A 10,646-nucleotide genomic window follows, 5' to 3' on the forward strand; every position below is an offset into this window, starting at 1 on the left:
GAAGGGCTACTGAACGCGTGACTCGGACTCGTCCTCGTCGTCGTCCTCATCGGGCAGCTTGACGTCGCTCACGGCGATGTTGACCTCGACGACTTCCAGGCCGGTCATCCGCTCGACCGCCGAGATGACGTTCTCGCGCACGTCGCGCGCCACTTCGGCGATCGCCACGCCGTAGTCGACGACGATCTCCAGATCGAGGGCGGCCTGCGATTCGCCGACCTCCGCCTTGACGCCGCGGGACACGGACTTGTTGCCGCCTGGCACCCGGTCGCGTACCGCGCCGAACGTCCGGGAGATCCCGCTGCCCATCGCGTGGACGCCGACGACGTCCCGTGCCGCCATTCCGGCGATCTTCTCGACCACGCCGTCGGCGATGGTGGTGCGGCCGCGTGTCGCGGGGGCTCCCCCGCCGCGCTTGCTGAACTGGCTCTGCCTGCCGTCATCGCCGCCGGTCACACTGCCGGGGTTGTCGGGCCGGTTCCGCTGTGGGCTCTCGGTCATCGCCGCTCTTCCCTTCGGGGCGGGTTGAACTTCCGTGGCCCACAGTAAGTGCGCTTGCCCGGTCCCGCGCCGTGGATGGGGCAGGGTGGAGCAATGACAACGGCTGACAGCCCGCACCGGGCGGATGGATGGACGTCTGCGGTACGCCAACGGCTCGGCCTCGGCAGACTGCTCCCTCTGGGCGGCCCCGCCGACGGATCATGGATCGCGGAACGAGCGGCGGCAGAGGTGCTGAGGGACGCCGCGGCCGGGACGGGGGCCGCGCTGGGGAAGCTCAGGATCGGGCCGGCCGACGAGGACAGCGCCCCGGATCCCGTGGTGCCACGGCCTCCCAGCGGGCTGCGGCCCGGACCGCTGCGGATCGAGGCCGGCTTCTCCGCCACCGCGCGGCGGCCGCTGCCCGCCACCGCTGACGCCCTGCGCGCGGCGCTGCTGGCGGCCGCGGCCCAGCGGCTCGGCCTGGTGGTCGACGAGGTGGACCTCAAGGTGACGGAGCTGCTGGAGGAGGAGCCCCGTCCCGCCCCGGAGCCGTCCGCCGTCGTCCACGCGGCGGAACCCGCCGGATCCGCGGGAACGGCGGCGGCGGGGGTACGGGGCGTCGTCTCGTTGACGCGGGTGCTGGGCAGCGCGGTGCAGCACTCGGAAGGCCATGTGCAGGTGGAGCTCGCGACGGCGGGGGACCACCGGGCGCTCGATGTGGCGCAGGCGGTGCGCGGAGCGGTGGCCGAGGCCCTGGAGGGCAGGCCGACGGTCGCCGTGCTGGTCACCGCGGTCGTGAACCGGGACTGACATGGCCCCCGCCGGGCGGCGGGGGCCATGGGACTGCGGCTGCCCGGCCGGGGTCGGCCGGGTCAGCCGGTCCAGTCGGGTCAGCCGGTTCAGTCGGAGAGGCCCGCGAGGTCGCGCAGACGGCGGCCCTGGGCGGCCCGCTCGGCGGTGCGCTGCTCCTCGTACGTACGCGAAAGGGCACCGCTCAGCAGGGCCTTGGTCTCCACCACCGCGTCCCGGGGGGCGGCGAGCAGGGCCCCGGCCAGGTCGCGCGCCGCCGCGTCGAGCTGGTCGGCGGGGACGACGAGGTTGGCGAGACCGGTGCGCTCGGCCTCCTCGGCGTGTACGAAGCGGCCGGTGGCGCAGATCTCGAGCGCGCGGGCGTATCCCACCAGGTTCACCAGGGGGTGGGTGCCCGTGAGGTCGGGAACGAGACCGAGACTGGTCTCGCGCATGGCGAACTGCACGTCCTCGGCGACGATCCGCAGATCGCAGGCGAGGGCGAGCTGGAAGCCGGCACCGATCGCGTGCCCCTGGACGGCCGCCACCGACACGATGTCGTTGCGGCGCCACCAGGTGAACGCCTCCTGGTACTCGGCGATGGTCGCGTCGAGCTCGGCCTCCGGGCCGCGCGCCATGTCGAGGAAGGACGGCTCGCCGTCGAAGCCCTCGGGTGCGAACGCCTGCCGGTCGAGGCCCGCGGAGAAGGACTTGCCCTCGCCGCGGAGCACGACGACCCGCACGCTGCCGGGGAGTGCCCGTCCGGCCTCTGCCAACGCCCGCCACAGAGCGGGAGACTGAGCGTTGCGCTTGGCCGGGTTGGTGAGCGTCACCGTGGCAACCGCGTCATCGACGGTGAGCCGTACGCCGTCCTTGTCGAGCACAGAGTCGAGCGAGGTCATGGAGCGCCTCCGGATCGGGTGCAGTCAGCACTTACTGGCAAGTAACTGAACTGAACAGTAACCACCCGGACGACCTCACGGTCGGCCGGGTGGCCACCCGGTGTTCCGGTGAGCCCCGGGAGCGGACGCACGCCCGCTCCGAACCCGCTGCCGCCGTCAGGCCGTGGCGGCCTTCTTGCCGCGAGTCGCTCCGCCGCGTCCCCGCAGCGTGACTCCGGACTCGCTGAGCATCCGGTGGACGAATCCGTAGGAGCGGCCCGTTTCCTCGGCCAGCGCCCGGATGCTCGCACCGGAGTCGTACTTCTTCTTCAGGTCTGCCGCGAGCTTGTCGCGCGCGGCGCCGGTCACCCGGCTGCCCTTCTTCAGAGTCTCGGCCACCCGTGCCTCCTCAAGGAAGTGCGCTCTGGACTCTCATGATCACCCCTCCCGCGCCTCCTGGCCACCCATTCGGCAAGGTCCGTACGACCCGATTCCGCCCAAGGAAGCGGCAGAACACAAGCGGAATCAGGCATTCCAGAGGCTCCTGGGCCCCTGAGGGACGGCACGCGGGAAAAATGACCAGGTCAGGGCCGTACGGGGTGGAGTGGGCGGAAATGAGTGTGCCCGGCAGCTATCTGCCGGGCGCCGCGCCGGGGTACGAGACCCCCTCACCCAGATGATGGATCACCGATGGGCCGAATGATCCAGACGCACGGGATCACCGGGCCCAGCACCGGATACGAGGGCCCGGGCGGGGTCAGGCGAGGGCCACCAGGTCCCGGTAGTCCGAGCCCCAGAGGTCCTCGACCCCGTCGGGGAGCAGGATGATCCGCTCCGGCTGGAGCGCCTCGACGGCTCCCTCGTCGTGGGTGACGAGGACGACGGCACCCTTGTAGGTGCGCAGGGCCCCGAGGATCTCCTCGCGGCTGGCCGGGTCGAGGTTGTTCGTCGGCTCGTCGAGCAGCAGCACGTTGGCGGAGGAGACGACGAGCGTCGCCAGGGCGAGCCGGGTCTTCTCACCGCCGGAGAGCACTCCGGCCGGCTTGTCCACGTCGTCACCGGAGAAGAGAAAGGAGCCGAGCGTCTTGCGGACCTCGACGAGGTCGAGGTCGGGCGCCGCGGAGCGCATGTTCTCCAGGACGGTGCGCTCCGGGTCCAGCGTCTCGTGCTCCTGGGCGTAGTAGCCGAGCTTGAGGCCGTGGCCCTCGATGATCTGACCGGTGTCGGGCTTCTCCGCACCGCCGAGGAGACGCAGCAGCGTGGTCTTGCCCGCGCCGTTGAGCCCGAGGATGACGACGCGTGAGCCCTTGTCGATGGCGAGGTCCACGTCGGTGAAGATCTCCAGCGACCCGTAGGACTTGGAGAGGCCCTCGGCCATCAGCGGGGTCTTGCCGCAGGGCGACGGCTCGGGGAAGCGCAGCTTGGCCACCTTGTCGGAGACCCGCACGGCCTCCAGCCCCGAGAGCAGGCGTTCGGCCCGCTTGGCCATGTTCTGGGCCGCGACGGTCTTGGTCGCCTTGGCTCGCATCTTGTCGGCCTGCGAGTTCAGGGACGCGGCCTTCTTCTCGGCGTTCTGGCGCTCACGCTTGCGGCGCTTCTCGTCGGCCTCGCGCTGCTGCTGGTAGAGCTTCCAGCCCATGTTGTAGATGTCGATCTGCGCGCGGTTGGCGTCGAGGTAGAACACCTTGTTGACCACGGTCTCGACGAGCTCGACGTCGTGGGAGATCACGATGAAGCCGCCGCGGTAGGTCTTGAGGTAGTCGCGCAGCCAGACGATCGAGTCCGCGTCGAGGTGGTTGGTGGGCTCGTCGAGCAGCAGGGTGTCGGCGTCCGAGAAGAGGATTCGGGCGAGCTCGACACGGCGGCGCTGACCACCGGAGAGGGTGTGCAGGGGCTGCCCGAGCACCCGGTCGGGCAGGCTCAGCGCGGCGGCGATGGTGGCGGCCTCGGCCTCGGCGGCGTACCCGCCCTTGGTGAGGAACTCCGTCTCCAGGCGCTCGTACCGCTTCATGGCCTTCTCGCGGGTGGCGCCCTTGCCGTTCGCCATCCGCTCCTCGTTCTCCCGCATCTTGCGCAGGATCTCGTCGAGCCCGCGGGCCGAGAGGATGCGGTCGCGGGCCAGCACGTCGAGGTCGCCGGTGCGCGGGTCCTGCGGGAGGTAGCCGACCTCACCGCTGTTGGTGATGGTGCCGCCGGCCGGTGTCCCCTCCCCCGCGAGGCACTTGGTGAGGGTGGTCTTGCCGGCGCCGTTGCGGCCGACCAGACCGATGCGGTCGCCCTTGGCGATACGGAAGGAGGCGGACTCGATGAGGATGCGGGCGCCGGCGCGCAGCTCGATGCCGGAAGCGGTGATCACGGAAAAACTCCAGGGCGGTATGGACGGCGGAGGGACAGCGGGCTCACGACTCGACGCCGTCTAATGCACAAGGAGAATTGCCATGGGACTCAGTCTACTGGCGGTGTCCACCTGCTTTACCGCATGCTCCGGCCCCGTCAGCGCGGCGCGCACGCGGCCTGCGACACCTTCGGCTGACGTTGCCGGTGGCCGGTGCGAGACTGAGACGGAGATCACATCGAGTGGGCTGGAGAGGGTGAGCGTGATGGCAGGCACGGACGGTGTTCCCACGATCTTCCCGACGCTTCTGTACGACGACGCGAAGGCCGCGATCGGAGTGCTGACCCAGGCCCTGGGATTCACCGGGGAAGCGGTGTACGAGGGCGAGGACGGCAGCGTGCTCCATGCCGAGCTGTCCTGCGGCAACGGCCGGGTGATGCTCGGTTCCAAGGGTGGCGAGGGTGTCTTCGCCAGGGCGATGGCCGGCGCCGGACCCGCCGGGGTGTACGTGGTGGTGGACGACGTGGACGCCCACCACGCGCGGGCCGTGGAGCACGGCGTGGAGATCCTGATGCCGCCCACCGACCAGGACTACGGCTCACGCGACTACATGGCGCGGGACGCGGAGGGCAACGTGTGGAGCTTCGGGACGTACGCCCCGGGGGCCTCGGGCTGACTCCCCCGGGGGTCGCGCGGTCAGGCTCCGCCGGTATGCACCTGGAAGGCGGCGCGGCGTACGGCTTTGGCGAGTGCCGGGTCCGGGTGGGCGGCGGCCAGGGCGACCAGCACCTGGACGGTCCGCGGGTGCCCCACGGCGCGCACCTCGTCCAGGAGCGCGGGGACCGTGCCCTGGACCGCGGAGTCGAGATGGCGGACCAGCAGCCCGGTCTCGCCGTGGTCGGCCACGGCCGCGGCCGTGTCGACCCAGAGCCAGGTGGCCTCCTCACGGCTGAGGACGTCCTGGGCGTCGTCCGGGTCGGTGCCCTCGTACTCGGCGAGCCAGAGCAGTGCGTACGGACGCAGCGGCGGTTCCGTGACGACGGAGCGGACGACGGGCTCGGCGGGGGCGCCGACGACGCGCAGCGCCTCGAAGGCGAGGCCGCGCAGCAGGGCGTCCTCGCCGCGGGCGACGGCCAGCAGTTCGGTGACGGCGCTGCCGACGGGCCGTGCGGCGAGCCAGGCCCGGTATTCGGCGCGGGCCGGGCCGGGGGTGAGCCGGGCGCATCCGAGCAGCATGTCGGCCGCGGACTGCTCGATGTTGCCGGCCGGGCTCTGGGCGGCGACACAGATCTGTTCGAGTTTGACCCAGACCGCCCAGTTGCCCAGCGGAGTGAGGGTGGCGTGACCGGCGCCGAGCGTGAGGGCGCCGACGGAGGCGAGGCCCTCCAGCGCCCAGTCGAGCAGCAGCGCGTTGAGGTCGGCGGACCGCCCGCCGGCGGCCACGGGCTGTTCCCGCGGTCCGTACGGCACCTCGCACCGCTCCTCGTGGAGCTCCGCGACGCGCTGGCCCAGCAGGTCGAGGAGCGCGGGCACGGTGACGGCGCCCGCCGACAGCTGGAGCAGGGAGAGCACCTGGGGCACGGCCTCGACGGCTTCCGCCACCGCGGTCGCCTCGATGCCGTCGGGTGAGGCGTGGACCAGCGACCAGGCGTCGAAGAGCGCCACCCAGCCACGGAGCACGGCGGAGTCGTCGCGGTCCCAGGCCCTCAGCCGCCAGCCGGGGCGGGCGGTGTCGCCGTGCAGCTCGATGAGCCCGGCCAGCCTGGCCCGGTCCCAGCCGGTCCGGACCTGGGCCGGGGACAGCTCCAGTGCGGCGGCGGCCCGCTCCAGGGCCTGGGCGGCGAGCGGGGCGGAGCCCGTGCGCGTACCGTCCGCGGCCCAGTGGGCGATCCGTACGGCATCGGCCAGTACGGCCCTGGCCTGGCGTGCCAGTTCCGCCGGGGGTGGTGTGCCCTCGGGTGGGCGGGGGGCCGGCCTGGTGCGCCGGGTCGTCACGGCCTTGCGGGCGGTCGCCTGGGGTCGCGGGCGGACAAGTCGCAGCCTGGAGTCGCGCGGGGTACGGGACGTCACGAGGAGCAGTCTTGCCTCTGACGGCCCGAAAGCCCAAACGGAAGCCGTGTCAACGGGGTTCGGGGGCTTCGGGACCGGGGTGCCAACCGGGCGGTTCCGGCGCATCAGCTCACATCAGGGGCGTGAGGAAGCGCCGGAGCGCCTCTTCGTAACCGGCCGGGTCGGCATTCCACATCGCCGCATGCGGAGCCTGGGGCACGGAGTGCAGGGACACCAGGTCCTGGCGGCGCTCGGCGAGCTCTCCGGACTGCTGCCAGGGGGCCAGGGTGTCGTCGGGGCCGTGGACGATCATCGTGGGGGCGTGCAGGGCCGTCGGCACCGAGGTGGCCAGGAGCGGGGCCCCGTGCAGTCCGGTCTGGCCCTGGGCCGCCCGGACGGCGAGCGGCAGCAGCGCGGAGGGAACGCCCCGGGCCGAGGCCAGTGCGCGCAGGGTGGTCTTCCAGTCCAGGACCGGGGAGTCGAGGACGAGGCCGCTGATGCGATCGCGGAGGGCGGAGTTGACGGCCGCGTGCAGGGCCATCGAGGCGCCGGAGGACCAGCCGTACAGGATGACGTTCTCGGCCCCGTAGCGCACCGCGTAGCGGATGGCCGCGTCGAGGTCGCGCCATTCGGACTCGCCCAGGTGGGAGAGTCCGTCCGGGGAGCGGGGGGCGCCCGCGTCGCCGCGGTAGGCGAGGTCGAGCACCGGGAGCTGCTGGTCGTTGAGGAACCCCATCACGTTCATGGGGTGGTCCCTGGTGGTGCCCAGGCCGTGCACCGTGATCACCCAGGTGTCGCGGGCGGCGGGTACGAACCAGGCGGGCAGGGGACCGAGTTCACCGGGGACCTCGACCTCCTTGTAGGCGAGGCCGAGGGCCGTGAGCGGGTCGCCTCGGTGGAGCTCCGGGGTGAGGCGGACCCGGGCGCCCGGCTTCAGGCTGCCGAGGGTCACGCGCTCCAGCCGGCGGACCACGGTGTCGGGAGAGATGACGGAACGGCCCGGCACCTGTTCGATCACCGGGCCGGTCACCGCGTGGACGCCGCGGCCGGCCAGTCCGTACGTACCGGGGCGCAGCGCGGGGAAGGAGCGGGTCAGGGTGATCTGCCCGGCCGCGGTGGCGTGCACGGTGAGACGGCGGTCGGCCGGGAAGGGCCGTGGCGAGGGCGCCCCCAGGGCGGCGTCGCTGGCGTAGCGGCCGGCGGCGACCGCTGCCGCGCCGGCGCCGAGGATCGAGGTGGCGGCCACTGCCGCCGCTGTTGCCGGGCGCACGGCTCCAGTGTCCTGGGCCGGGGCCCCGTTGGCCAGTGGGCAGGGCCGTACGGTGCGGCGCCGGGCTCAGCCGCGCTGGCCGTAGCCCTTCAGGGCGTCCTGGACGTCGTCCAGCTGGGCCGGGGTGAGGAGGCTCGGGCTGTGGCCCGGAACGGAGCTCGCGGTGAGCCAGAGCCTGCACATCCATTCGAGCTGCGCGGTGCGGTCGTACGCCTCGTCGAGGGTGCGCCCGTAGGTGACGGTGCCGTGGTTCCGCAGCAGGCAGCCGGTGCGGTCGCGCAGGGCGGCCATCATGTGGTGGGCGAGCTCCGGCGTGCCGTAGCGCGCGTAGGCGGCGGTGCGGACGGGACCGCCGAGCAGGGCGGCGGCGTAGTGGATGAGCGGCACCTCGGGGACGAGGGTGGAGACGGCCGTGGCGTGCACGGCATGGGTGTGGACGACCGCCGCGGCGTCGCTGCCGCGGTAGACGGCCAGGTGGAGCGGTAGTTCGCTGGTCGGGACCAGGTCGCCGATGACCTGGCGTCCTTCGAGGTCGACGCCGACGGCGTCCCCGGGGCCGAGCCGGTCGTAGGGCACCCCGCTGGGGGTGACCAGGACGATGTCGCCGACCCGGGCCGACACGTTGCCGGAGGTCCCGACGACCAGGCCGTCCGCCGCCGTCCTCCGGGCCGTCGCGACGACACCGTCCCACGCCTGTTCCACAGCACGCTCATCCATGTCACCCATACGGGGATCCTAGGGTCACGTGACCGATGTCTCCCCGAAGGGGTGAACCGGTCACGGTCAAGATCCCTCGCGTCGGACGGCACCGGGCCCCGCACCGGCGGCAGCGGTCCGGCCCACCCCCCGCGCACACAAGCGGAACCGGCGCACACGGTTGGGGTCACCGTGCCGCCCTGCCCAGTTCATCTTCCGTTCACCCTGGTTGCTTACGTTCCACGTGCCAATGACGTCGAACGATTGCCTGGGTAAATGGAACACATCACGCTGCTGCTTGCGATTGTGATCGTGACAGCTCTCGTGTTCGATTTCACGAACGGTTTCCACGACACCGCCAACGCGATGGCCACCACCATCTCGACCGGCGCTCTCAAGCCCAAGACAGCGGTGGCGATGTCCGCCGTTCTCAACCTCGTCGGCGCGTTCCTGTCGGTGGAGGTCGCCAAGACGATCTCCGGCGGGATCATCAACGAGAACGGCCTCAGAACCGAGGTCATCTTCGCGGCGCTCGTCGGCGCGATCCTGTGGAATCTGCTGACCTGGCTGGTCGGCCTCCCCTCCAGTTCCTCCCACGCACTCTTCGGCGGCCTCATCGGCGCCGCGGTCATGTCGGCCGGCTGGTCCTCGATCAACGGCGGCACCGTCGTCACGAAGGTCCTGCTGCCCGCGATCGCCGCGCCGGTCGTGGCGGGTCTCGCCGCGCTGCTGGCGACGAAGCTGACGTACCGCCTCAACCGGAAGATCACCGACGAGGCGCAGCTGAAGTCGACCGCCAAGGGGTACCGCGCCGGCCAGATCGCCTCGGCCGGGCTCGTCTCGCTCGCCCACGGCACCAACGACGCGCAGAAGACGATGGGCATCATCACCCTGGCCCTGGTCACCGGTGGCGTCCTCTCCCCCGGCTCGAACCCGCCGGTCTGGGTCATCGCCTCCGCCGGTATCGCCATCGCCCTGGGCACCTACCTCGGCGGCTGGCGCATCATCCGCACCATGGGCAGCGGCCTCACCGACCTCCGTCCGCCGCAGGGCTTCGCGGCCCAGACCAGTGCGGCCACGGTCATCCTGGCCTCCTCGCACCTCGGCTTCTCCCTCTCCACCACGCAGTCCTGCTCCGGCGCCGTCATGGGCGCGGGTCTCGGACGCAAGGGGGGCGTGGTCCGCTGGTCCACCGCCACCCGGATGTTCGTGGCCTGGGGCCTGACCCTGCCGGCCGCCGGTCTGATCGGCGCGGGCGCCGAGTTCCTGACCAAGCAGGGCCCCTGGGGCGTCGGCGTGGTCGCCGTCCTCCTCGTCGTGGGCTCCGGCGCCATCTGGCTGCTGTCGCGCCGCAAGCCGGTCGACCACACCAACGTGAACGCGGAGGCCGAGCCCGCGGGCGTCGTCACCACCGCCATCTCCGCGGTCAGCCCGCCGCCCGCCGGTACCGTCGTACCGGAGCTCAAGACCACCATCTCGGCCCCGGCCACGACGGCCGGTACCCCGGCCGACCCGGCCACGGTGTAAGGACGGATCCGCATGAACATCGACTGGGCAGCTCTCGCGTCCGTCTTCGGCGTCAGCCTCGTGGTCACCGTCGCACTGGTCGGCCTCTTCACGCTCGGCATCACGGGCATGGCCAGGCAGACGTCGACCGCCCAGGGCGCCGACGGTCCCAACGGCCTGGTGCGCACCGGTGCGTACGCCTGCTTCGGGCTCTGCGCGGCGGCGGTCGCGTACGGGATCTATCTGATCGTCGCCTGACCGCTCCCACGCGGACACCCACCCGGGCCGGACACACCACGTGTGTCCGGCCCGGTGTGCGTCTGAGCACATCAAAGCCTCGCAGGTCAGCGGCAGGTTGACGGGCGTTCGCGGGTCATGGTGGACTGCCGGAGCCATTTAGGCCGACCGGCATGTGCCGACCGGCCTTGCGGCGACAGGAGAGGAAGCCGGTGCGAATCCGGCGCGGTCCCGCCACTGTCACCGGGGAGCAGCCTCCATACGGAAGTCACGGCCCGTCACCGCGGGCTGGAAGGCCGGAGGAACTGCGGATCCGGAAGCCAGGAGACTCTCGTCGCCGGTCACGTCGAACCAGGGCGCGGACCCTGAGTGAGGACATACGCCATGTCTGGCTGCCCTGCGT

The 10,646-nt window shown here is 71.9% G+C and carries 11 protein-coding genes and 1 riboswitch; of the genes, 4 read left to right on the forward strand and 7 right to left on the reverse strand.

The genetic code is table 11. The features are described 5' to 3' along the window. Positions 1–6: 6 nt before the first annotated feature. Positions 7–501, reverse strand: coding sequence for an Asp23/Gls24 family envelope stress response protein (locus tag ACZ32T_RS00240; RefSeq protein WP_467267560.1), 495 nt, complete (start codon positions 499–501; stop codon positions 7–9). A 93-nt stretch (positions 502–594) separates the two neighbouring features. Here ACZ32T_RS00240 and ACZ32T_RS00245 point away from each other — a divergent pair, with 93 nt between their 5' ends. Then, the gene (locus tag ACZ32T_RS00245; protein WP_467267558.1) at positions 595–1,290 is read left to right on the forward strand and encodes a hypothetical protein; all 696 of its coding nucleotides are present in this window, start codon (positions 595–597) and stop codon (positions 1,288–1,290) included. 89 nt (positions 1,291–1,379) lie between these two features. Here the strand turns inward: ACZ32T_RS00245 and ACZ32T_RS00250 are convergent, their stop codons facing one another. The 3 genes from ACZ32T_RS00250 to ACZ32T_RS00260 form a co-directional block, all read right to left on the reverse strand. Next, entirely contained in the window at positions 1,380–2,171 is a 792-nt protein-coding gene (locus tag ACZ32T_RS00250; RefSeq protein ID WP_467267556.1) for an enoyl-CoA hydratase/isomerase family protein, read from the reverse strand. Between the two features lie 156 nt (positions 2,172–2,327). Further along, positions 2,328–2,549 (reverse strand): helix-turn-helix domain-containing protein, encoded by a 222-nt coding sequence (locus ACZ32T_RS00255; protein ID WP_018518904.1) that lies wholly within the window; start codon positions 2,547–2,549, stop codon positions 2,328–2,330. Positions 2,550–2,907: 358 nt separating this feature from the next. Further along, complete coding sequence (locus ACZ32T_RS00260; protein WP_356711907.1) at positions 2,908–4,506, reverse strand: ABC-F family ATP-binding cassette domain-containing protein; 1,599 nt, start codon at positions 4,504–4,506, stop codon at positions 2,908–2,910. A gap of 244 nt (positions 4,507–4,750) precedes the next feature. Here ACZ32T_RS00260 and ACZ32T_RS00265 point away from each other — a divergent pair, with 244 nt between their 5' ends. Further along, positions 4,751–5,161 carry a VOC family protein gene (locus ACZ32T_RS00265; protein WP_467267554.1) on the forward strand — a complete coding sequence of 137 codons (411 nt, stop codon included), beginning with the start codon at positions 4,751–4,753 and terminating at the stop codon, positions 5,159–5,161. A 20-nt stretch (positions 5,162–5,181) separates the two neighbouring features. Here ACZ32T_RS00265 and ACZ32T_RS00270 read toward each other — a convergent pair whose 3' ends face one another. From ACZ32T_RS00270 to ACZ32T_RS00280, 3 genes are all read right to left on the reverse strand, one after another. Further along, positions 5,182–6,480 (reverse strand): hypothetical protein, encoded by a 1,299-nt coding sequence (locus tag ACZ32T_RS00270; RefSeq protein ID WP_467267608.1) that lies wholly within the window; start codon positions 6,478–6,480, stop codon positions 5,182–5,184. 184 nt (positions 6,481–6,664) lie between these two features. Continuing rightward, entirely contained in the window at positions 6,665–7,804 is a 1,140-nt protein-coding gene (locus tag ACZ32T_RS00275; protein WP_467267552.1) for an alpha/beta hydrolase family protein, read from the reverse strand. 66 nt (positions 7,805–7,870) lie between these two features. Continuing rightward, entirely contained in the window at positions 7,871–8,530 is a 660-nt protein-coding gene (locus tag ACZ32T_RS00280; protein WP_467364615.1) for a class II aldolase/adducin family protein, read from the reverse strand. 246 nt (positions 8,531–8,776) lie between these two features. On the opposite strand from ACZ32T_RS00280, the gene ACZ32T_RS00285 reads away from it, so the two are divergent. Together ACZ32T_RS00285 and ACZ32T_RS00290 are read left to right on the forward strand one after the other, a co-directional pair. Beyond that, on the forward strand, positions 8,777–10,027 hold the full coding sequence (locus tag ACZ32T_RS00285; protein ID WP_467267549.1) for an inorganic phosphate transporter: 1,251 nt from the start codon (positions 8,777–8,779) through the stop codon (positions 10,025–10,027). Positions 10,028–10,039: 12 nt separating this feature from the next. Further along, positions 10,040–10,264 (forward strand): hypothetical protein, encoded by a 225-nt coding sequence (locus ACZ32T_RS00290; protein ID WP_467267547.1) that lies wholly within the window; start codon positions 10,040–10,042, stop codon positions 10,262–10,264. 181 nt (positions 10,265–10,445) lie between these two features. Next, positions 10,446–10,574, forward strand: a riboswitch (cobalamin riboswitch). The last annotated feature ends 72 nt before the right edge of the window (positions 10,575–10,646 follow it).

The organism is Streptomyces sp. NPDC023573 (genome assembly GCF_055559735.1).